The organism is Pectobacterium polonicum, from assembly GCF_005497185.1.
Classification (GTDB): Bacteria; Pseudomonadota; Gammaproteobacteria; order Enterobacterales; family Enterobacteriaceae; genus Pectobacterium; species Pectobacterium polonicum.
Genome location: NZ_RJTN01000001.1, coordinates 103,458 through 126,382, shown reverse-complemented (window position 1 = coordinate 126,382; position 22,925 = coordinate 103,458). Strand labels below are relative to the sequence as shown.

Annotated in this window: 18 protein-coding genes; 2 read left to right on the top strand and 16 right to left on the bottom strand. The window is 52.1% G+C overall.

Annotated elements, in window-relative coordinates; genetic code table 11:
• Positions 1–10: 10 nt before the first annotated feature.
• The 16 genes from dnaE to rpsB form a co-directional block, all read right to left on the bottom strand.
• On the bottom strand, positions 11–3,493 hold the full coding sequence (dnaE, locus tag EDI29_RS00595; RefSeq protein WP_137739296.1) for a DNA polymerase III subunit alpha: 3,483 nt from the start codon (positions 3,491–3,493) through the stop codon (positions 11–13).
• 76 nt (positions 3,494–3,569) lie between these two features.
• Positions 3,570–4,166: a ribonuclease HII gene (gene rnhB / locus EDI29_RS00590; protein WP_137739295.1), complete on the bottom strand. Its 597-nt coding sequence runs from the start codon at positions 4,164–4,166 to the stop codon at positions 3,570–3,572.
• Between the two features lie 21 nt (positions 4,167–4,187).
• Positions 4,188–5,339 carry a lipid-A-disaccharide synthase gene (lpxB, locus tag EDI29_RS00585; protein ID WP_137739294.1) on the bottom strand — a complete coding sequence of 384 codons (1,152 nt, stop codon included), beginning with the start codon at positions 5,337–5,339 and terminating at the stop codon, positions 4,188–4,190.
• A gap of 3 nt (positions 5,340–5,342) precedes the next feature.
• Entirely contained in the window at positions 5,343–6,131 is a 789-nt protein-coding gene (gene lpxA / locus EDI29_RS00580) for an acyl-ACP--UDP-N-acetylglucosamine O-acyltransferase (protein WP_107168772.1), read from the bottom strand.
• Between the two features lie 4 nt (positions 6,132–6,135).
• Entirely contained in the window at positions 6,136–6,609 is a 474-nt protein-coding gene (gene fabZ, locus EDI29_RS00575) for a 3-hydroxyacyl-ACP dehydratase FabZ (RefSeq protein ID WP_170309992.1), read from the bottom strand.
• Positions 6,610–6,693: 84 nt separating this feature from the next.
• Entirely contained in the window at positions 6,694–7,716 is a 1,023-nt protein-coding gene (lpxD, locus tag EDI29_RS00570; protein WP_137739293.1) for a UDP-3-O-(3-hydroxymyristoyl)glucosamine N-acyltransferase, read from the bottom strand.
• 3 nt (positions 7,717–7,719) lie between these two features.
• Positions 7,720–8,217, bottom strand: a complete 498-nt coding sequence (skp, locus tag EDI29_RS00565) for a molecular chaperone Skp (protein WP_010296419.1) — start codon at positions 8,215–8,217, stop codon at positions 7,720–7,722.
• Positions 8,218–8,357: 140 nt separating this feature from the next.
• A complete protein-coding gene (gene bamA / locus EDI29_RS00560) occupies positions 8,358–10,790 on the bottom strand; it encodes an outer membrane protein assembly factor BamA (RefSeq protein ID WP_137739292.1) in 2,433 nt (810 codons plus the stop codon).
• Positions 10,791–10,825: 35 nt separating this feature from the next.
• Complete coding sequence (gene rseP / locus EDI29_RS00555; RefSeq protein ID WP_137739291.1) at positions 10,826–12,181, bottom strand: sigma E protease regulator RseP; 1,356 nt, start codon at positions 12,179–12,181, stop codon at positions 10,826–10,828.
• Between the two features lie 21 nt (positions 12,182–12,202).
• On the bottom strand, positions 12,203–13,060 hold the full coding sequence (gene cdsA / locus EDI29_RS00550) for a phosphatidate cytidylyltransferase (protein ID WP_137739290.1): 858 nt from the start codon (positions 13,058–13,060) through the stop codon (positions 12,203–12,205).
• 9 nt (positions 13,061–13,069) lie between these two features.
• Positions 13,070–13,831 carry a (2E,6E)-farnesyl-diphosphate-specific ditrans,polycis-undecaprenyl-diphosphate synthase gene (ispU, locus tag EDI29_RS00545; protein WP_107168767.1) on the bottom strand — a complete coding sequence of 254 codons (762 nt, stop codon included), beginning with the start codon at positions 13,829–13,831 and terminating at the stop codon, positions 13,070–13,072.
• Between the two features lie 199 nt (positions 13,832–14,030).
• Entirely contained in the window at positions 14,031–15,227 is a 1,197-nt protein-coding gene (gene ispC, locus EDI29_RS00540) for a 1-deoxy-D-xylulose-5-phosphate reductoisomerase (protein WP_137739289.1), read from the bottom strand.
• Between the two features lie 442 nt (positions 15,228–15,669).
• Entirely contained in the window at positions 15,670–16,227 is a 558-nt protein-coding gene (gene frr / locus EDI29_RS00535) for a ribosome recycling factor (protein WP_137739288.1), read from the bottom strand.
• A 125-nt stretch (positions 16,228–16,352) separates the two neighbouring features.
• Complete coding sequence (gene pyrH, locus EDI29_RS00530) at positions 16,353–17,078, bottom strand: UMP kinase (protein WP_005975910.1); 726 nt, start codon at positions 17,076–17,078, stop codon at positions 16,353–16,355.
• Between the two features lie 153 nt (positions 17,079–17,231).
• Positions 17,232–18,083 (bottom strand): translation elongation factor Ts, encoded by an 852-nt coding sequence (gene tsf / locus EDI29_RS00525; RefSeq protein WP_010296401.1) that lies wholly within the window; start codon positions 18,081–18,083, stop codon positions 17,232–17,234.
• Positions 18,084–18,217: 134 nt separating this feature from the next.
• Complete coding sequence (gene rpsB / locus EDI29_RS00520; RefSeq protein ID WP_010284816.1) at positions 18,218–18,943, bottom strand: 30S ribosomal protein S2; 726 nt, start codon at positions 18,941–18,943, stop codon at positions 18,218–18,220.
• A gap of 344 nt (positions 18,944–19,287) precedes the next feature.
• Here rpsB and map point away from each other — a divergent pair, with 344 nt between their 5' ends.
• Both map and glnD read left to right on the top strand, forming a co-directional pair.
• Entirely contained in the window at positions 19,288–20,082 is a 795-nt protein-coding gene (gene map, locus EDI29_RS00515) for a type I methionyl aminopeptidase (RefSeq protein WP_107168763.1), read from the top strand.
• A 113-nt stretch (positions 20,083–20,195) separates the two neighbouring features.
• On the top strand, positions 20,196–22,910 hold the full coding sequence (glnD, locus tag EDI29_RS00510) for a bifunctional uridylyltransferase/uridylyl-removing protein GlnD (RefSeq protein ID WP_137739287.1): 2,715 nt from the start codon (positions 20,196–20,198) through the stop codon (positions 22,908–22,910).
• The last annotated feature ends 15 nt before the right edge of the window (positions 22,911–22,925 follow it).

Here is a 22,925-nt window from a genome sequence, read left to right as displayed (position 1 = left end):
TATTCCTATATTAGTCAAATTCCAGTTCCACCTGCTCATTACCCACTAATGTGCGCAGCTCGTTCAGTAGCGCATCGGCAGGCGTTACACGCCATGCTGCGCCGAAACGTAGTCGGGCGCGCGCATCTTCACGCTGGTAATAGAGATGCACTGGGATCGTCCCCGATCGATGGGGTTCCAACGATTGGCGGAGACGGTTTAATAGCTGGTCATCAATTTGCCTGTCAGTCAGCGAGATAGCAAGCCCGCGCGCGTATTTTTCCCGCGCTTCACTGATATCCATTAACTCTCGGACGGTCATTTTAAGCCCGCCGCTGAAGTCATCAAAGCTGACCTGTCCACTGGCGATAAGGATACGGTCTTTCTCAAGTAAATGCTGATATTTTTCCAATGCATCGGTAAACAGCATAATCTCGAGCCGACCGGAACGATCGTCCAATGTACAGACACCAATACGGTTACCCCGTTTGGTGACCATGACGCGAGCCGCCAACACCAGCCCAACGGCAGTGGTCATTTTACCCCGATCCGTCGGGTGCATATCTTTCAAACGCACGCCACCGGCATAGCGTTCAATTTCCTTAATATATTGCGTGATCGGGTGACCGGTCAGATACAGCCCCAGCGTCTCACGCTCGCCATCCAACACCACCTGTTCCGGCCACGGTGGCACGGTGCTGTAAGATTGCTCAACCTGCTCTGGCGCATCGGCCAGCACGCCGAACATATCCACCTGACCAATGGCTTCCGCTTTCGCGTGCTGATCGGCGGCCTTCAGCGCATCAGGCAATGAATTCATCAGCGCGGCGCGATGCGGCCCCAGACGGTCGAACGCCCCAGACATAATCAGCTTTTCCAGCACGCGGCGGTTCAGCTTTTTAATGTCGGTACGCGCGCAGAGGTCAAACAGCTCTCTAAAATAGCCGCCCTGATTACGCGCTTCGATAATCGCCTCAATCGGACCTTCCCCCACACCTTTAATCGCGCCGATGCCGTAAACAATCTCGCCATCGTCGTTAACGTGGAAGTGATACAGCCCGCTGTTGATGTCTGGGGGCAGGATTTTTAACCCCATCCGCCAGCATTCATCAACCAGACCGACTACTTTATCCGTGTTGTCCATATCGGCCGTCATCACCGCCGCCATGAATTCTGCCGGATAATGCGCTTTCAGCCACAGCGTTTGGTAAGACACCAACGCATAAGCCGCGGAGTGAGATTTATTAAAGCCGTAACCGGCGAATTTTTCCACCAGGTCGAAAATCTTAACCGCCAGTTCGCCGTTCACGCCGCGAGATTTAGCACCGTCTTCGAAGCCACCACGCTGCTTCGCCATTTCGACCGGGTTCTTTTTCCCCATCGCACGACGCAGCATGTCCGCGCCGCCCAGCGTATAGCCCGCCAGAACCTGTGCGATCTGCATGACCTGTTCCTGATACAGGATAATGCCGTAGGTCGGCTCCAGCACGGGCTTGAGTGACTCGTGCTGCCATTCGATATCAGGATACGAGATCGCTTCACGACCATGCTTACGGTCAATAAAGTTATCTACCATGCCGGATTGCAGCGGGCCGGGGCGGAACAGCGCCACCAGTGCGATCATATCTTCAAAGCAGTCGGGCTTAAGACGTTTGATCAGGTCTTTCATGCCGCGCGATTCAAGCTGGAATACCGCGGTGGTTTCCGAGCGTTGCAGCATATCGAAGCTTTTCTTATCTTCGAGCGGAATCGCGGCAATATCAATCGGCTCCAGCCCTTGCTTCGCGCGACGGGCGTTAATCATCCCCAGCGCCCAGTCGATGATGGTCAGCGTACGCAGGCCGAGGAAGTCGAACTTCACCAGCCCGGCATATTCCACGTCGTTCTTATCGAACTGGGTAACCGGATGGTTCCCTTCCGCATCGCAATACAGCGGCGCGAAATCGGTAATCTTGGTGGGGGATATCACCACCCCACCCGCATGTTTACCGGCGTTACGCGTGACCCCTTCGAGCTTGCGCGCCATATCGATGAGGGCCTTAACTTCCTCATCAGCTTCATAAATTTCCGGCAATTGCGGTTCGGCGGCAAACGCTTTTTCCAGCGTCATGCCCGGATCGGGCGGCACCAGTTTTGAAATGCGATCGACAAAGCCATAAGGGTGTCCAAGCACGCGCCCGACGTCACGAATCACCGCTTTCGCCGCCATCGTACCGAAGGTGATAATCTGCGATACCGCATCACGCCCGTACATTTCCGCGACGTGATCGATGACCTTGTCGCGTTTTTCCATGCAGAAATCGACGTCGAAGTCAGGCATGGAGACACGTTCAGGGTTGAGGAAACGTTCGAACAGCAGGTCGAATTCCAGCGGGTCCAGATCGGTGATTTTCAGCGCGTAGGCGACCAATGAGCCCGCACCGGAACCACGTCCTGGGCCAACAGGCACATCGTTATCCTTCGACCACTGGATAAATTCCATGACGATCAGGAAGTAACCGGGGAACCCCATCTGGTTGATAACGCCCAGTTCAATATCCAGACGCTCATCATATTCAGGCCGACGCTCAGCGCGCACTTCCGGGTCGGGGAACAGGAATTCGAGGCGATCCTCCAGCCCTTTTTTCGAGCACTCAACCAGAAAATCTTCCGTGGTCATGTCGCCCGTCGGGAACTGCGGCAGGAAATATTCGCCCAGACGAATCGTCACGTTACAGCGCTTGGCAATTTCAACGCTGTTCGCCAGCGCTTCAGGGATATCCGCAAACAGCTCGCACATTTCCTCTTCGGAACGCATGTACTGCTGCGGGCTGTAATTACGCGGGCGTTTGGGGTCATCAAGCGTGTAGCCGTCGTGAATCGCTACGCGGATTTCGTGAGCGTCAAAATCATCGGTGCTGATAAAACACACTTCATTGGTCGCCACCACGGGTATCCCGTGCTTCGTCGCCAGCTCGACGGCCGCGTGCAAATAGCTTTCTTCATCGGGGCGGGACGTGCGGATCAGTTCCAGATAGTAACGCTGGGGGAAGTGTTCCTGATAGAAGGCCAGACACTGTTCGGCCTGCGTCTGGTTACCGCGCAGCAAAAATCGACCGACATCACCACGGCGACCACCCGACAAAAGAATCAGACCTTCCTGATGCTCAATCAGCCAATCACGGTCAATTGTCGGCCCGGCAGCACCATAGCCTCGTTGATAAGCATGGGAAATCAGCAGCGTGAGATTCTGGTAGCCTTCATTGTTCATGGCTAGCACAGTGAGATGCGCCAGTTCATCCCCTAATTCATCGCTTTCGACATAGAAGTCCGCGCCGATGATAGGTTTGACCCCAGCGCCATGTGCGCCGCCATAGAATTTAACCAGTCCACACAGGTTGGTAAAATCGGTAATCGCCAGCGCGGGCATACCGAGCGCCGCCGCTTTTTTTACCAGCGGACCGACTTTGGCCAGCCCATCGATCATGGAATAGTCACTGTGAACACGCAGGTGAACAAAACGTGGTTCGGCCATATCCAGATCCCAGAATTTATCGATTAGTCAGCGTTGCAATAGTCATATCACAACACAGAGAGTGAATGATGATGTTTTACGCCAGCCCTAATGCACGCTTGACCGGCGCGAAGCTCCGACGGTGAAACTCAGTGGCACCCAGTGCAGCCAGTTTCTCCAGATGAAAAGCCGTTGGATACCCTTTGTGTTGGGCAAAGCCATAAGCGGGGAAGCGTTGATCCAATTCAACCATCTCACGATCGCGGGTGACTTTCGCCATGATCGAAGCCGCGCTGATTTCTGCCACGCGGCTGTCCCCTTTAACCACTGCCTGAGCAGGCATCGGCAATGCCGGGCAACGGTTACCGTCAATGAGAACAAAATCTGGCACGATAGACAACCCGGCCACCGCACGCTGCATCGCTAGCATCGTAGCATGCAGAATATTCAGTTGGTCAATTTCTTCCGGTTCCGCACGACCAAGGCTCCACGCCAACGCTTTCTCTTTAATTTCATCATAGAGCGCCAGCCGACGTTTTTCACTCAGCTGTTTGGAGTCCGCCAGCCCGACAATAGGCCGAGTTGGGTCAAGAATCACCGCCGCCGTCACGACTGCGCCAACCAAAGGGCCACGGCCCACTTCATCAACGCCAGCGATACAGGTCGCCTGCGGGTAAATAAATATTTCGCTCATGGTTTTATTAACATGCTTTTATTAACAAGGCTTTACTAATTCCAGCACCGCCTGAGCCGCTTGCTCATCGGCGTTACAGCGGATTTGCTGATGCAAATCCACAAATGTTGTGCGTAGCTCAGCCATTTTGTCCGTATCGGAAAACAGCGGCAACAGTGCGGCGGCGAGCTTATCCGGAGTACAGTCAGTCTGTAGCAACTCTGCCACCAGCTCACGCCCTGCCAGCAAATTAGGTAACGACACCCATGGCGTTTTGACCAAGCGCTGTGCCAGCCAGAAGGTAAAAGGCTTCATGCGATAACCGACAACCATCGGGCATTTAGCCAGCATACACTCCAGCGCCGCCGTACCGGATGCCAATAGTGCTGCATCACTGGCAATCATGGCTTCACGCGCCTGCCCATCCAGCAGGTGCACGCGCAGATCGGGCGCAACGCTACTTTTTATCCGCTCAAACTGTTCACGCCGCTTGCTGTTGACCAGCGGAACCACGATTTCCAGATCGGGAAAATGCTGGCGCAGTAGCACAGCCGTATTGAGGAAATCCGCGCTAAGCATTTCAACTTCAGCGCCACGGCTGCCCGGCAGCAGCGCCAGACAATGCACATCGGGCGCAATACCCAACGTCGCGCGCGCTGCCAGCTTATCAGGATGCAACGGCATCGCATCAGCCATCGTATGGCCGATAAAGCGACAAGGTACATTGAAACGATCGTAAAACGCTTTTTCAAAAGGCAAGAAAGCCAGCACCAGATTGGTCGCTTTACCTATTTTGAAAACACGTTTTTGACGCCACGCCCACACGGATGGGCTGACATAGTGAATAGTATTGATACCACGCTGTTTGAGGTTGCCCTCCAGCGTGATATTGAAATCAGGTGCATCAATGCCCACGAAGACATCGGGCTGGAGATCGCTAAAGCGCTGGGTTAAATCTCGCCGAATTTTCAGCAGGCGAGGAAGACGTCCGAGAACTTCAACAATCCCCATGACGGCCAGCTCTTCCATTTCATACCAGGCTTCACAGCCTTCAGCTTGCATACGCGGCCCGGCTACACCAACAAACCGTGCATTCGGCACCTTTTCTTTTAGCGCCCGGATCAGGCCCGCGCCAAGGATGTCGCCGGAAGTTTCTCCGGCGACCAGCCCAATAGTCAAAGGACGTGATGTCATGGATTAACGAATGATGCCGCGAGTAGAACGGGCAAAGAAATCGGTAAATGCCTGCACCGCTGGGTATTCAGCCGCCAGCGCTTCGATTTCCGGTTTTACCTCATCCAGCGTTTTACCGCTACGGTAGAGGAGTTTGTATGCGTTACGGATCGCATGCAGCGTTTCTTTTTCGAATCCACGACGTTTCAGCCCTTCAATGTTCAGACCAAATGGCGTCGCGTGGTTACCCTGCGCAATCACATACGGCGGTACGTCTTGCGCCACACCAGAGCACCCACCCACCATAACGTGAGCACCGATAATGCAGAACTGGTGCACAGCCGTCATCCCACCAATAATTGCAAAATCATCGACGGAAACGTGGCCGCCCAGCGTCGCGTTATTCGCCAGAATACAACGATTACCCACTACGCAGTCGTGTGCGATATGCGTGTTGATCATCAACAGGTTATCGCTACCGACTTTAGTCAACCCACCGCCCTGCGTCGTACCACGATGAATCGTGACGCTTTCACGGATGCGGTTACGATCGCCAATCTCAACGCGGGTCGGTTCCCCGGCATATTTGAGATCCTGATTCACTTCACCAATTGACGTGAACTGATAGATTTCGTTGTCGCGACCAATTTTAGTGACACCATTGACGACGACATGCGATTTCAGCACCGTCCCTGCACCGATCTCAACCTGAGAACCGATATAGCAGAACGGGCCAATATGAACGCCAGCACCAATAATGGCACCGTCTTCAACAATCGAACTAGGGTGAATAAAGGCGGTTTGATCAATCACGTTATCAGGACTCCCGACGACGAGCACACATCATTGACGCTTCACAGGCCACTTCGCCATCAACTTTGGCAACACCTTTAAAGCGCGCAACGCCGCGACGCTCTTTAATGAATTCAACTTCAAGGATCATTTGATCGCCTGGCTGTACCGGGCGCTTAAAACGCGCTTCGTCAACAGCTGCGAAGTAATACAGCTCACCCGGCTCCAGTTTACCCACGCTTTTAAACGCCAGAATACCGGTGGCCTGAGCCATGGCTTCCAGAATCAACACGCCGGGGAAAATCGGTTTGCCCGGGAAATGCCCCTGAAAGAAGGGTTCGTTGAAAGAGACGTTTTTCACCGCCCGCAGAAACTTCCCTTCTTCAAAATCCAGTACCCGATCAACCAGCAAAAATGGGAAACGGTGCGGTAATAATTCTAAAATCTCTTCAATATTCAGAGTATGAGTGTCAGTAGTCAAAATACTCTTCCTGTCCATAAAAAACTGATGCCATCAACAACACGGCCTGCGCAGACCCTAAATTAGGTGTCTTCAGGCAGGCCGCAAATAAAACGCGAGTGATTAAACGTTATCGACTTTTCGTTCAACGGCTTTTAACCGTTTGCTTATCTCATCAATATTCATCACCAGCGCTGCAGTTTTGCGCCATACTTTATTGGGTTGCAAAGGAATACCCGAAGAGTATACCCCAGGTTCAGTGATTGGTCGCATGACCATCCCCATTCCCGTTACCGTCACTTTATCGCAGATCTCCATGTGCCCGTTAATCACGCTGGCACCGCCGATCATGCAATAACGACCAATTTTCAAGCTCCCCGCCATAATGACGCCACCCGCTACCGCGGTATTGTCGCCAATCACGACGTTGTGCGCAATCTGACATTGGTTATCAATGATAACACCATTGCCAATGACGGTATCATCCAACGCACCACGATCGATGGTTGTACTCGCGCCAATCTCAACCCGATCGCCAATTCTGACCGTTCCCAACTGCGGGATCTTCACCCAGTTGCCACGATCGTTAGCATAGCCAAAGCCGTCAGAACCGATCACGGTCCCAGACTGGATCAAACAGTGCTCACCCAGCTCAACGCGGTGATAAATTGTGACATTTGCCCACAAACGGGTACCGGCACCAATGCGGGCATCTTTACCGATAAAACAGCCAGGGCCAATAACAACACCATCACCCAACTGTGCGCCAGATTCGATGACGGCATTGGCACCGACACACACCTGTTGACCCAGCGTCGCATCGGGAGCAATAACTGCACTCGGGGCAATATCGGTTGCCGGCTGCGGTGTTGTATCCAGCAACTGAGCCATGCGAGCATAGGTCAGATAAGGATTTTTCACTACCAGCGCAGCAACCTGACAGTAAGGTAAATCCGCTTCCGTCAGCACGACCGCAGATGCTTGCGTCCCGGCCAGTTGCTCACGGTAACGACTGTCGGAAAGAAACGTAATTTGCCCAGTTTTTGCAGAATGCATAGAAGCAACACCGGTGATGACGATATCGCCATCACCGTGCAATTGTGCATCCAACTGTTGAGCTAACGCGTCCAGTCGAATTGAATACATGTATTATTTAACCTGTTTCAGCACATCAGCAGTAATGTCTTTAGCATTGGCGACATACGCAACGGCGTTAGCGTCAATCACGACATCATAACCTTCTTTGGTTGCAACGGCTTTCACAGCATCCTGAATACGGCTCAGGATTTTGTTGCGTTCTTCAGTCTGACGACGACGGTTGTCCTGCTCAAAAGCCTGTGCTTTCGTTGAGAACTGCTCGCGCTGTGCCATGACGTCTTTTTCCATTTTGCTGCGATCGCTCGCTTTCATGGTAGAGCCATCACGCTGCAACTTCTGCATCTTGGTCTGTAAGTCGTTTTCCATCGATTGCAGTTCAGAAGCACGGCCTTTGAACTCGTTTTCCAACTGCTTGCCAACGGTTTCACGCTGCGGCAATTGTTGGAAGATGCTGGAAACGTTAACAACGGCAATCTTGTCAGCAGCCTGAACGCTGGCTGAAGCAGCCAATGCTAAACCGAGGCCTGCGGCACATAACCACTTTTTCACTATAAACTCCTCAACCTAACCTAATTTGTGTCTTAACACTTTAATGATGGGCATCGCGCTATGGCGTGAACGGTATTTCTAGCATTCACACCAGTGAACAGCGATGCAACATTCCCTGCATACGACCTATGGACGTCACACTACCAGGTTTTGCCAATGTTAAACTGGAATTGTTCCGACTTGTCTCCATCGTACTTTTTAACCGGCTGGGCATAGGAGAAGACCAATGGCCCAAGCGGAGACATCCATTGCAACGCGATACCGCTGGAAACACGGAAGTTGCTCGCCTTGCTATAATCCGGCACGCCTGCATCAATCGTTGCTTGCGTATTTTTCCAGTTGGTATCCCATACCGTACCGCCGTCCACAAAGAAGGAAGTACGCACGGAGCTCGCGTATTTATCACTGATAAACGGCGTCGGCACGATCAGCTCCGCACTCAGCACCGCCATCGCGTTACCGCCCACGGCATCATCCAGATTGGTTTTATCAATCGGACAACCGGAATACGACGTTGCCCCCACAGCACAGTTGTAATATGCCGCTTTAGGACCAATCGTATTCGACTGGAAGCCACGCACCGTGCTCGACCCACCGGCATAGAAGTTGTCGTAGAACGGCACTTCTTTACTCCCGATGCCATCGGCAAAACCTGCACGCGTACGGCCCATTACCACCCATTTACCGCTGTCGGTTAACGGATAGTAACTCGCCGAATCAAACGTCAGTTTGTAGTATTCATTGTCCGAACCCGGCACGGCGATCTTGGCATTCGCAGACGCACGCGTTCCTTTGGTTGGGAAGTAACCACGGTCCAGATTGTTATACGACCATCCAGTATTCAGGAAGAAATCGTTCGCTTTGAAATCTGCACTCGATTTATTGTTAGTACCAGCAACAACCTCTGGATTGACCCCCACGGAATCCAGATAACGCCACATCGCTACCTGCGGTCTCATATCCGACAGGTCGTTATGCACATAATCCAGACCGACACGCAGTGAGTTATTCTCGTTAATCGGGAAGCCCAAGGTGCTGCCAACGCCATAGCTCACGTTGGTGTAGTCAGACAGATCGGCGTCAGACGCCTCAAACTTGTTATAGAAGACACGGCCACCGAGGCTAACGCCATCAACGGTAAAGTACGGGTCGGTCAGTGACAGTTCGACATACGTCTGGTAGTCGTTTTTAGTCCCGCTGATGCCAACGGAGTTACCCGTTCCCAGCCAGTTGTCCTGCTGAACCCCAGCCTGGAAGCTCACGCCGCTTTCCGTACCGAAGCCGACACCAAAGTTAAATGTACCCGTATTACGCTCTTTGACTTTATACGTCACATCAACCTGATCGGCCACACCGGGAACACGCTGCGTTTCTACATCAACGCTTTCAAAGTATCCCAGTCGGTTTAGACGTTCTTTACCCTGCTCAACCAGATCGTTACCTAACCAGGCACCTTCCATCTGGCGCATTTCCCGGCGCAGAACAGAATCTTTAGACGTGTCGTTGCCGTCAAAGCGCACATGACGCACATAGAAGCGGTTACCTGCATCAACGTTGATGTTTAATCTCACCGTCTTGTCTGAGTCATTAATTTCCGGCTGTGTTACTACACGCGGATAGGCATAGCCATAACGACCCAGCAGCTTCTTGATGTCCTCTTCCATGCGGGTCACTTTTGTCCCGTTGTAGAGTTCACCCGGTTCGATTTTCGTCAGCCCTTCGATTTCCGCAGAGTGACCAGCCAGATTACCTTTCACCGAGACACCAGACAGCTTGTACTGCTCGCCTTCTGTCATATTGACGGTGATATAGATACCTTTTTTATCTGGCGTCAAACTTACCTGAGTGGAGTCAATGTTGAAACGTGCATAGCCGCGATCCAGATAGAAACTGCGCAGGGTTTCGAGATCGCCAGACAGTTTTTGTTTCTGGTATTTACGATCGCCCACCACGTTCCACCACGGCACTTCATCACGCAGTTGGAAACGAGAGATCAATTCGTCGGAACTGAACGCTTTGTTACCGACAATATTAATCTGTTGAATTTGGGCTGACACGCCTTCAGTGAAGACCAGCTTCAGGTCTACGCGGTTACGCGGCAGTGGCGTAACAACGGCTTTCACCGACGCACTGTACTTACCCACGCTGTAGTAGAAATCTTCCAGTCCCTTCTCGATGCTGGTGAGCGCGGTGCGGTCTAACGCTTCACCAACGCGAACGCCCGACGCTTCCAGGTTTTCTTTCAGCATGTCGTCTTTGACTGACTTATTGCCGGAAAACGTGACGCTGGCGATTGTCGGACGTTCTTTCACCTGCACAATCAGCGTTTCGCCATCGCGCAGGACGCGAACATCTTCAAAATTTCCGGTCGCAAACAAGGCACGGATGGTGTTACCGATATCATCGTCACCGATGGTATCGCCAACGCGGACAGGCATACTGAGTAGTGCCGCCCCGACGGCAACCCTTTGCAGGCCCTCGAAATGAATGTCCTTCACTACGAACCCGTCTGCACCGTATACGGTTGCGCTGCTAAACAGCAGCGACGCTATGAGCAACTTTTTGATCGCCATCGTTGTTATGCGTTTTTCCTAACCTAATCCCGCGCCTAGAGACGAGAGAAATCATTGAAAAGTGCGAGTCCCATTAACAACATCAGCAATACTGTGCCAATACGATAGCTAATGTCCTGCACACGCTCAGAAACCGGCCTACCCTTCAGCTTTTCAACCGCAAGAAAGAGCAGGTGTCCACCATCCAATACCGGCAGAGGAAACAGATTGATGATCCCTAAATTGACGCTGATTAAGGCCAAAAACATCAGGTAATAAATCAATCCATAATCTGCTGACATTCCTGCACCCTGAGCAATCGAAATGGGACCACTCAGGTTGTTCAGCTTAACATCACCCATAACCAGTTTGCCTAACATACTGACGGTCAACTTCATCAGTTGCCAGGTTTTATCTGTTGCCTGATAGACAGCGCTGAACGGCCCATACTGGCGCACAGTCCTGTATTCTTCGGGCAGCGGCGTCACGCTGGGCATAACACCGGCCAACCCTTCAACTTTGCCATTTCCCACAGACTTGCTGTCTGGCGTTAACGTTAACGGCACTATTGCGCCATTTCGTTCCACCTCCAGCGCGATAGATTGTCCGGGGTTATCACGCACGGCGATGACAAAATCACGCCAATGCGCTAAAGCTTGCCCGTCGACTTTAACGATCCTATCTCTGACTTGCAAACCTGCTTTTTCCGCCGCCGACCCAGCCTGCACCTGATTCAGTACCGGTTCGATTTGCGGACCGCGTGGGATAATCCCGAGCGAGGCCGCTGGATCTTGCTTATCTGGCTCAAACTGCCATTCGCGTAAATCCAGGGTTTTCTGGACGATACGGTCAGAACCTAAAGGTGCGGTTTCGATCACGACATCGCTGTTACCGATTTTACCAATCATCGCCAGACGCGCGGTATCCCAATCAGGCGTTTCGATACCATCAACGGATTTTAGTTCCATTCCTGCCGACATTTCCGCTTGCGCTGCGATGGAGTTGGGCAGTATTTCACCTACGACTGGACGCACGCCCGGCACGCCGAGAATGAACACCAGCCAGTACGCCACAATGGCAAACAGGAAATTGGCAATCGGACCCGCACTGACGATAGCTGCACGCTGCCAGACCGTTTTGCTGTTAAAGGATTGATGGCGGAATTCTGGCGCTACCGTGTCAACACGCTCATCCAGCATCTTCACATAGCCGCCAAGCGGGATCAGCGCAATCACAAATTCCGTACCGGTACGATCGCGGCGACGCCATAGTGCGCGACCGAAACCGACGGAGAAGCGCTCCACCTTCACACCACAGCGTCGCGCCACCCAGAAATGTCCAAATTCATGAACGGTGACAAGCACACCCAGTGCGATGATAAACGCGGCAAGATTCCAGAAAAAACTCAACATAAATAGCTCTACCGCTTTATTCTAAGCCACTTTAAACAGCAGCAGCATCAGGCAAGAGAACACAGGAACCGCAGCTGTCAGGCTGTCGATACGATCGAGCACGCCACCATGCCCCGGAATCAAATGGCTACTGTCTTTGATGCCCGCCTCGCGTTTGAACATACTTTCCGTCAAATCACCCAGCACCGAGGCCAGCGCAGCGGCGATAGAACAAATCAACAACGTTGCTGGCGCTACCGTTAACGGCGCATAGAGGCTGAACAGCAAAGAGATGAGCGCTGAGGTTGCCAGACCGCCGAGAAAGCCTTCCCAGGTTTTGCCCGGCGAGACTTTTGGCGCGAGCTTACGCTTGCCAAACAGTTTGCCGAACATGTAGGCACCGCTATCTGCTCCCCATACCAACAGCATCACGTACAGCAGCCACCAGGCACCCGCGAAGGGATTAATCGCGTAATTGTAATGGCGAAGCGCGACCATACCCCAAAAAAACGGCACGATCGTCATGATGCCGAACACCAGCCGCAATGCGCGTGAATGGCGCCAAAATGAGGCAGAAGCCGGATAAAACAGAACCAAAAACAGCGCAACACCCCACCACGCCAGTGATGACCAGAGTGCAATACTGATTTGCGGAATATGGACAGAATAATGGTAGGCCGGAAGCGATAACAGCATCAGCGCCAGCAAGAAACCACACAAGATCGCGAGCCACAGGCGTTGACCATAAGAGGCAAAACCCGCCAGTTGCCCCCATTCCCATGCAGCCAGCATACAAACAGCCAGCGTAACAAGCGTGAACCCCAGAGGCGGCAGCAAGAACAGTGCAGCAATAACAATCGGGATCAAAATAAAAGCAGTAATCAGGCGATACTTCAGCAAAAGTTCCCCCTAGGATGCATCAGCATCGATAGGTGTTGTTCCCCCGAAGCGGCGCTCGCGTTGTGCAAAAGCATTCAGCGCACCTTCAAAGACTTGTTCATCGAAATCAGGCCAGAGGACATCAGTAAAGTAAAGTTCAGCATAAGCAATTTGCCACAGAAGAAAATTACTGATGCGGTGTTCTCCACCGGTTCTGATCACCAAATCAACCGGAGCCAGATCATTCAGACAGATGTACTGACATAATGACGCTTCATTAATGCTATCAGGGCGAAGAATACCTTCCTGCACCTGCTCTGCAAGTTGCCGTACTCCCTGAATAATATCCCAACGGCCGCCATAATTCGCGGCAATATTGAGTGTGAGCCCCTGATTCTTTTCTGTCAGCGTCTCTGAACGACGGATTCGCTCTTGTAAACGCGGGCTGAAGCGGCCGATATCGCCAATCACCCGCAGGCGGACATTGTGCTTGTGCAGGCTTTTCACTTCACTGTCCAGCGCCCGAACAAACAGTTCCATGAGTGCGGAGACTTCCTGCGCTGGGCGGTTCCAGTTTTCACTGCTAAATGCATAAAGTGTCAGTGCGTCAAGCCCTTGGCTCACGGCGAAACTAACGGAACGCCGCACAGCCTTTACACCAGCCTTGTGACCAAAAATCCGCATTTTCCCCCGGCTTTTCGCCCAGCGACCATTGCCATCCATGATGATAGCAACATGCCGCGGCACGGCGGGTGGCAGATCGTGAGTATTTTTTTGATTATCGGACGGCATAACGCGTACTTATTTCCTCAAGCAAGAAATACAACAGTCCTTCCGTAACATCAGACCCCGTTAGCGCAAAAAAAGCCGTGAACGATCACGGCTTAGCATCACAGTCGATTAAACGCATTTCGCATAATCAACCATTGAGTGGCGCAGACTATACCACCTCAACCGCACATGAACAAATCGTGCCACGGGTCTATCCGGGCTATCGCGCGTAATGTGTCAGAGTCTGTGTTGCGACCTGTCGGGCCCAGTTGTCGATGAACAGAACATCATCAACGCTGCCGGGCTCTGGCAATGTAAGCTGTTCAATAACATGGCGATTTACCGCCGCGATATCCGTAAAGCGTATCTGCGACTGCAAAAATGCCGCCACCGCAATTTCATTTGCTGCGTTCAATGCCGTGGTGGCCGACTGACCATGATTACAGGCATCAATCGCCAGCTGTAAACAAGGATAGCGCGCATAGTCCGGTGCTAAAAATGTCAGCGCACCAATTTGGCAAAAATCTAACGATTTTACGCCCGACGTCACACGTTCAGGATAAGCCATTGCATGGGCAATCGGCGTACGCATATCGGGCGAGCCCAACTGCGCCAGAACGCTGCCATCACGGTAACGCACCATAGAATGAATGACCGACTGCGGATGAATAATCACTTCCATCTGTTCGGCAGAGGCATTAAACAGCCAGCGCGCTTCGATATACTCCAGCCCTTTGTTCATCATCGTGGCAGAATCAACCGAAATTTTGCGCCCCATTGACCAGTTTGGATGCGCACACGCCTGATCCGGCGTCATGTCCGCCAGCGCCGACACTGATGTTTCACGAAAAGGCCCACCAGAACCGGTCAAAATAATACGTTCGACCCCATGCTGCGACAATGAAGCGTAACCTAATTGGCGTTGAATTTGCTCAGGCAAACTCTGAAAAATCGCATTATGTTCGCTATCAATCGGTAAAAGCTGCGCACCACTTTGTGCTACGGCATCCATAAAGAGGCGTCCGCAGGTAACAAGTGATTCTTTATTTGCCAACAACACCTGCTTTCCAGCATGGATTGCAGCCAATGTCGGTAATAGCCCAGCGGCACCCACAATCGCGGCCATGACCTGATCGACACCCTCCAATGCAGCAAGATCACACGCCGCTTGTTCCCCAGCCAAAACCTCTGTTTTGCAACCGTATTCCGCCAACTGCTGGCGCAGAGCAATCGCAGAAGCTTCATCTGCCATTGAGGCATAGGCGGGTTGGAAAGAGAGGCATTGTTCCACCATCAGCTTGACGTTGTACCCAGCGGATAGCGCGCGTACAGCAAATTTATCGGGATTGGCTTTAATCACCGCCAGAGAACTGACGCCAATAGAGCCAGTGGAACCAAGAATTGTCAGTTGCTTCATTAAAAATGCTCTGAATAACCGGATTTGATGACAGGAAGGTACACGAGTCTGAGACGATTACCATGATATATCTCTGCGATTGATCACAGTCACGATCGTTGCAGGCATATACATAGCAAAAAATTGTTTACTGCCCAGAGGGGCTAGCCTTCACCCATTCCTTGTATAACCATTGTAATACTCTAAATAATTCATGTTTCAGGACAAAAACGGCAAAGCGTTTTTGAACAGCGCTTGCGCTGCCCCCGTAGGGGTGAGGCCATAAGGCCGAATAACGCGGCTAGAGAAGGCATCCCGATGAGCTTACTCAAGTAAGTGATTCGGGTGGCTGAACGCGGCCAACGCACATGCAACGTGAAGAACGACGAGTATAAAAATAAAGCGCCGCCGAAAAAAGGGACCAGCCCATAGGTTTCCTGCGACGCACTATCTAGCAGACTGATTAGAATTCCATCAGCTCTGCTTCTTTTTCTGCCAGCGCGACGTCTACTTTCTTAATGAAGTTATCAGTCAGTTTCTGCACATCGTCCTGAGCGCGACGTTCTTCATCTTCACTGATCGCTTTATCTTTCAGCAGCGCTTTCAGTTTGTCGTTAGCATCACGGCGCACGTTACGTACGGAGATACGCCCCTGTTCTGCTTCACCACGAACGACTTTGATCAGATCTTTACGACGTTCTTCCGTCAACGGTGGCAACGGAACGCGGATTACAGTACCAGCAGAAGACGGATTCAGACCGAGATCGGAGGCCATGATCGCTTTCTCGACCGCTGGACCCAGTGAACGATCAAATACGGTAATCGCCAGCGTGCGAGAATCTTCTACGACAACGTTAGCAAGCTGACGCAGTGGCGTTGCGCTGCCATAGTATTCAACCTGGATGCCATCAAGAATACTCGGCGATGCACGGCCAGTACGGATTTTGCTGATCTGATTTTTGAACGCTTCAACACATTTGTCCATGCGCGTTTCAGCATCTTTTCTGATTTCATTAGTCACGTTGTGAACCCTTGAAAACTGGTTGCCTGGCGGACCATGTCATTACATGACCCGGTGAATAATTAATACCAGCGCTCGGCTGGCGTATGGAGCAATACTGACAATATATTACCCCATAATTTGAGTTACTGACTGATTAACGTCCCTTCTTTTTCACCCATGACAACACGACGCAGTGCGCCAGGCTTGTTCATGTTGAAAACGCGGATCGGCAAATTATGATCGCGAGCCAGCGTGAACGCAGCAAGATCCATCACTTTCAGTTCACGTTCTAGCACATCTTGATAGGTTAGCGTTTCGTACATTGTCGCGGAGGGATCTTGTACCGGATCGGCAGAATAGACGCCATCGACTTTTGTCGCCTTCAATACGACATCCGCTTCAATTTCAATACCGCGCAGGCAAGCCGCGGAATCCGTGGTAAAGAAAGGGTTACCAGTTCCGGCGGAGAAAATCACCACGCGATTATTACGCAGTAGGCTGATCGCTTCCGCCCAGCTGTAGTTGTCACAGACGCCATTCAGGGGAATCGCAGACATCAGGCGAGCGTTCACATAGGCACGGTGCAACGCATCACGCATTGCCAGACCATTCATGACGGTCGCCAGCATTCCCATGTGGTCGCCCACAACGCGGTTCATACCCGCTTTAGCCAGACCCGCGCCACGAAACAGGTTACCACCACCGATAACCACACCGACCTGAATGCCTAACTCAACCAGTTCTTTCACTTCCTGAGCCATGCGATCCAGAATGCTCGCATCGATACCAAAACCTTCAGTTCCCTGTAAAGCTTCGCCACTGAGCTTCAGCAGGATTCGTTGATAGACGGGTTTTGCGTTGGTTGCCATGGTGTTCTTATCCTACAGGCTGTCGTCGTATTGGGGGGTTATAAAATCAACACTGTCCCACTTGGCTCCTATCTGAATGCAGGAAACCAAGCGGACTAAAACTCTTGGGGCTGGATAAAAAGGAACCGCCAACTGGCGGCTCTTTTTTTACTATTAAGACTGCTTACTCATTGCTGCAACTTCAGCAGCAAAATCAGTCTCAACTTTCTCAATACCTTCACCCACTTCGAAACGGATGAAGTTAGTCACGTCAGCGTTATGCTCTTTCAGCAGTTGACCAACAGACTTGGCTGGGTCCATAACGAAAGGCTGGCCAGTCAGAGAAACTTCGCCGGTAAATTTCTTCATACGGCCTTCAACCATTTTCTCTGCGATTTCTTTCGGTTTGCCGGACTGCATCGCGATTTCCAACTGAACCTGGTACTCTTTCTCTACCACTTCAGCAGATACGTCTTCTGGCTTAACGAATTCAGGCTTGCTTGCGGCAACGTGCATAGCCAGGTGTTTAACCAGCTCTTCGTCAGCGCCTTTAGCAGCAACCAGAACACCGATGCGCGCACCGTGCTGGTAGTTACCCAGAACTTCGCCTTCCAGAGCAGAAACGCGGCGAATGTTGATGTTCTCACCGATTTTGGCAACCAGTGCAACACGTTCTTCTTCGAACTGTGCTTTCAGCACGTCAACATCAGTGATTTTGCCTGCAACCGCAGCATCCAGCACTTTGTCAGCAAACGCCTGGAAACCACCATCTTTAGCAACGAAGTCGGTCTGGCAGTTAACTTCCAGAATCACAGCGTAGTTACCGTCGATCTTAGTTTTAATCACGCCATCAGCAGCCACGTTGCCTGCTTTCTTCGCTGCTTTGATCGCGCCAGATTTACGCATGTTTTCGATTGCCAGCTCGATGTCGCCGTTAGCTTCAACCAGCGCTTTCTTACACTCCATCATGCCTGCAGCGGTACGCTCACGCAGCTCTTTTACCAGGGATGCGGTAATTTCAGCCATTCTAAAATCCTCGGAAGATTTGTCCTGCCCGGTCGTCACGACCAAACAGCTTTAAAAGTGAAAAAGGGGCCATAAAAAGGCCCCTAACCAAACTAGTACTACCTGGTTAATAAGGGCTCGACGAGCCAGACTTATTATTCAGCTTCGACTAAGCCTTCTTCTGCCTGCACAGCCAGATCTTGAGAACGGCCTTCGCGGACAGCAGTAGCAACAGCGCTCAGGTACAGGCTAACTGCACGGATTGCGTCATCGTTACCAGGGATGATGTAGTCAACGCCATCTGGATCGGAGTTGGTATCAACCACTGCGAATACTGGAATGCCCAGGTTGTTAGCTTCTTTGATTGCGATGTGCTCGTGATCGGCGTCGATAACGAACAGCGCGTCTGGCAGACCGCCCATATCTTTGATACCGCCCAGGCTGTTTTCCAGCTTGTCCAGTTCACGAGTGCGCATCAGCGCCTCTTTTTTGGTCAGCTTGTCGAACGTGCCGTCTTGAGATTGGGTTTCCAGATCTTTCAAACGTTTGATGGACTGACGAACGGTTTTCCAGTTAGTCAGCATACCGCCCAACCAACGATGGTTCACGAAGAACTGATCGCAGTTGTTGGCCGCATCTTTTACCGCTTCGCTTGCTGCGCGCTTAGTACCAACGAACAGAATTTTGCCTTTGCGAGAAGCAATTTTGCTCAACTCAGCCAAAGCGTCGTTGAACATTGGTACCGTTTTTTCAAGGTTGATGATGTGAACTTTGTTACGCGCACCGAAGATGAATGGCTTCATTTTCGGGTTCCAGTAACGGGTCTGGTGACCAAAGTGTACGCCAGCCTTGAGCATATCGCGCATGGAAACAGTTGCCATGATTACCTCTATTAATTAAGTATGGGGTTATGCCTCCACATGTCCCATTGCGCCGACCCCATCCGGTGAAACACCTCAGGAGCACCCCGGCGAACGTGCCGACATGTGTGTGTTATTTACACAAAGTGAGTTTAGTCGATGTGGTTGAATACCGTATAACCGCTATCCAGCCGGATCATCGGCGCGCTTTATACCATAAATCCCCCCGTGACACCAACATTTGTTATTCAATGGTCTACAAATCAGAATGATAATTTGGCAAGCCAGCGGCATGGCTGGTAACATAAGTTATTAGTTATCGCTCTTAATTTTCGTGCTTAACAGGCACCTGCGGACAATTATCAATGGCAATTTCAATCAAAACCCCTGAAGACATCGAAAAAATGCGCGTAGCTGGTCGTCTGGCTGCCGAAGTCCTGGAAATCATCGAGCCTCACGTCGTACCGGGCGTGAGCACCGCCGAATTGGACAGAATCTGTCACGATCACATTACCAACAAGCAGCAGGCGATTTCTGCTTGCCTGGGCTACCACGGTTTCCCGAAATCCGTCTGCATTTCCATCAATGAAGTGGTATGCCACGGTATCCCTAGCGAAGAGCGCATCCTGAAAGACGGCGATATCGTCAACATCGACGTCACCGTGATCAAAGACGGCTTCCACGGTGATACGTCAAAAATGTTTATCGCAGGTAAGCCTACCATTCTGGGGGAACGCCTCTGCCGTATCACACAGGAAAGTCTCTATCTGGCGCTGAAGATGGTTAAGCCGGGTATTCGCCTGCGCACCTTGGGCAAAGCGATCCAGCAGTTTGCCGAAGGGAACAACTTCTCCGTCGTGCGTGAGTATTGCGGCCACGGCATTGGCAAGGGCTTCCACGAAGAGCCTCAGGTTCTGCACTACGATGCCGATGACGGCGGCGTGGTGTTGCAGGCAGGTATGGCCTTTACGATCGAACCTATGCTTAATGCAGGTGATTACCGCATCCGCACGATGAAAGACGGCTGGACGGTAAAAACCAAAGATCGTAGCTTGTCGGCACAGTACGAGCATACTATTGTGGTAACCGATAACGGCTGCGAAATAATGACGTTGCGAAAGGATGACACCATCCCCAACATCATCACGCATGAACAGTAAACACGAAGCCGGCAGACGCCGGCTTTTTTATGGCGTGCAGAAAGCACGCCCCCCTACGGGCCGTCGCAAGCGACGTTGAAAAACGCGCTCTGCGTTTTTTTATGGGCTGCGCTATGACAGATAACCGCTTTTCGCCAGACAGTACGCCACCTGACGCGTCCTCATCAAACAGCCCTATAGATCCCATTGCACCCGCGCAGTTGCCCGCGTCACCGCTGACCTACGCCGATGACATGTTAAATTGTCAGGCGTTGAAACAGCAGTTGGAGCTATTCCAACTCTGGCTCGGTTCAGAATTCCGCTCCGGCGTCAGCGCGGAAAAGCTGATTGATGCCAGAACGTTATTCATCGATCGCCTGTTGCAGCGGCTGTGGTACTTCCACGGTTTTGAAAATATTGCTCAAACTGCACTCGTCGCCGTCGGTGGATATGGCCGCGGTGAACTGCACCCGCTTTCCGATATCGACGTGCTGGTATTGAGCCAGACAGAACTTAGTGAGGAACACTCCCAGCGCGTCGGCCAATTCATTACTCTGCTGTGGGATTTAAAACTGGAAGTTGGCCATAGCGTCAGAACGTTAGAAGAGTGCTTACAGGAAGGACGAGCAGACATTTCTGTCGCGACCAACCTGATCGAATCCCGCATGATATGCGGCGACGTTGCTCTGTTCCTCACGCTGCAAAAACATGTATTCAGTGATGAATTTTGGCCATCTTCCACGTTTTTCCCAGCAAAAATTGCCGAACAGCAGGAGCGCCATCAACGCTATCACAGCACTAGCTACAATCTGGAGCCCGATATCAAGAGCAGTCCGGGCGGGCTACGCGACATTCACACGCTGCTGTGGGTCGCGAGACGCCACTTCGGCGCGACCTCGCTCAATGAAATGGTGGGCTTCGGCTTTCTAACCGAAGCGGAACGTAAAGAGCTGAACGAGTGCCAAAGCTTTTTGTGGCGCATCCGCTTCGCCCTGCACCTGATTTTGCCACGTTACGACAACCGGCTGCTGTTCGACAGGCAGTTGAACGTCGCACAGCTGCTGCAATATCAGGGCGAAGGCAACACGCCAGTAGAGCGCATGATGAAGGATTTCTACCGCATGACGCGCCGCGTCAGCGAGTTGAACCAAATGCTGTTGCAGCTCTTTGACGAAGCAATACTGGCGTTGGATGCGAGTGAAAAACCTCGTCCGATTGACGATGAATTTCAACTACGTGGCAATCTGCTAGATCTGCGCGATGAAAACCTGTTTATCAAAAAGCCGGAAGCCATCATGCGCATGTTCTACCTGATGGTGCGCAACCGCGATATCAGCGGCATTTACTCCACCACGTTGCGCCAGTTGCGCCATGCTCGTCGCCATCTCGCCAGCCCGCTTTGCACCATCCCAGAAGCGCGCCAGCTGTTCATGAATATTCTGCGCCATCCGCATGCGGTAAGTCGTGCGCTGCTACCAATGCATCGTCACAGCGTGCTGTGGGCCTATATGCCGCTATGGGGAAATATCGTCGGTCAGATGCAGTTCGATCTGTTTCACGCCTATACGGTGGATGAGCACACAATCCGCGTTCTGCTCAAGCTGGAAAGCTTCGCCGACGAGGATACGCGACCACAGCATCCGCTGTGCGTCGAACTCTACCCTCGCCTGCCCCAGCCCGAATTATTGCTGCTGGCCGCGCTGTTCCATGATATCGCCAAAGGCCGTGGGGGCGATCATTCTGAACTCGGCGCGCAGGACGTGTTGGAATTTGCCGCGCTGCACGGACTAAACTCACGTGAAGCCCAGTTGGTTTCCTGGCTGGTACGTTGCCACCTGCTGATGTCCGTCACTGCACAACGCCGTGACATTCAAGATCCCACGGTTATTCAGCAATTTGCTACAGAAGTACAGAGCGAAACCCGCTTGCGCTATCTGGTGAGTCTGACGGTTGCGGATATCTGCGCCACCAATGAAACGCTGTGGAACAGTTGGAAGCAGAGCCTGTTGCGTGAGCTCTATTTCGCGACCGAGAAGCAGCTACGCCGCGGCATGCAAAATACGCCGGATTTACGCGAACGCGTCCGGCATCACCGATTACAGGCGCTGGCGCTGCTACGTATGGATAACATTGACGAAGAGGCGTTGCACCATATCTGGAGCCGTTGTCGGGCCGATTATTTTCTGCGCCATTCGCCCAATCAGCTTGCCTGGCATGCACGCCATCTACTGGAACATGATACCAACAAACCGCTGGTGCTGATCAGCCATCAGGCCAGCCGCGGCGGCACCGAGATTTTTATCTGGAGCCCAGACAGACCTTATCTGTTCGCGGCCGTCGCTGGCGAGTTAGACAGACGCAACCTCAGCGTGCACGACGCGCAGATTTTTACCAGCCGTGACGGCATGGCGATGGACACATTCATCGTGCTGGAGCCAGATGGCAGCCCGCTGGCACAGGATCGGCATGAAATGATACGCCAGGCGCTGGAGCAGTCGCTAACCCACCGACACTACCAACATCCACGGGTGCGTAGGCCGTCGCCTAAACTGCGCCACTTCAGCGTGCCAACCGAAGTCAACTTCCTGCCAACGCATACGGACAGGCGCAGCTATATGGAGCTCAGCGCACTCGATCAACCGGGGCTGCTGGCACGTATCGGTGAAATTTTTGCCGATCTTAATCTGTCGCTGCATGGTGCACGTATTTCGACAATCGGTGAACGGGTAGAGGATCTTTTCATCCTGGCCGACAGCGACAGGCGCGCATTGAAGCCGGATTTGCGCCTTAAATTGCAAGAACGGTTGACAGAAGCCCTTAACCCAAACGATAAAGTACCATTGAGTTAATTTTTACAATCAGGA

Bases quoted from the DNA above. Each gene is read 5' to 3' on its own strand.
- map (WP_107168763.1), top strand. From the start codon at position 19,288: ATGGCAATTTCAATCAAAACCCCTGAAGACATCGAAAAAATGCGCGTA.
- tsf (WP_010296401.1), bottom strand. From the start codon at position 18,083: ATGGCTGAAATTACCGCATCCCTGGTAAAAGAGCTGCGTGAGCGTACC.
- rnhB (WP_137739295.1), bottom strand. From the start codon at position 4,166: ATGAGCGAAATATTTATTTACCCGCAGGCGACCTGTATCGCTGGCGTT.
- ispC (WP_137739289.1), bottom strand. From the start codon at position 15,227: ATGAAGCAACTGACAATTCTTGGTTCCACTGGCTCTATTGGCGTCAGT.
- ispU (WP_107168767.1), bottom strand. From the start codon at position 13,831: ATGCCGTCCGATAATCAAAAAAATACTCACGATCTGCCACCCGCCGTG.
- pyrH (WP_005975910.1), bottom strand. From the start codon at position 17,078: ATGGCAACCAACGCAAAACCCGTCTATCAACGAATCCTGCTGAAGCTC.
- rseP (WP_137739291.1), bottom strand. From the start codon at position 12,181: ATGTTGAGTTTTTTCTGGAATCTTGCCGCGTTTATCATCGCACTGGGT.
- fabZ (WP_170309992.1), bottom strand. From the start codon at position 6,609: ATGGACAGGAAGAGTATTTTGACTACTGACACTCATACTCTGAATATT.
- lpxB (WP_137739294.1), bottom strand. From the start codon at position 5,339: ATGACATCACGTCCTTTGACTATTGGGCTGGTCGCCGGAGAAACTTCC.
- dnaE (WP_137739296.1), bottom strand. From the start codon at position 3,493: ATGGCCGAACCACGTTTTGTTCACCTGCGTGTTCACAGTGACTATTCC.
- rpsB (WP_010284816.1), bottom strand. From the start codon at position 18,943: ATGGCAACTGTTTCCATGCGCGATATGCTCAAGGCTGGCGTACACTTT.
- glnD (WP_137739287.1), top strand. From the start codon at position 20,196: ATGACAGATAACCGCTTTTCGCCAGACAGTACGCCACCTGACGCGTCC.
- lpxD (WP_137739293.1), bottom strand. From the start codon at position 7,716: ATGTATTCAATTCGACTGGACGCGTTAGCTCAACAGTTGGATGCACAA.
- bamA (WP_137739292.1), bottom strand. From the start codon at position 10,790: ATGGCGATCAAAAAGTTGCTCATAGCGTCGCTGCTGTTTAGCAGCGCA.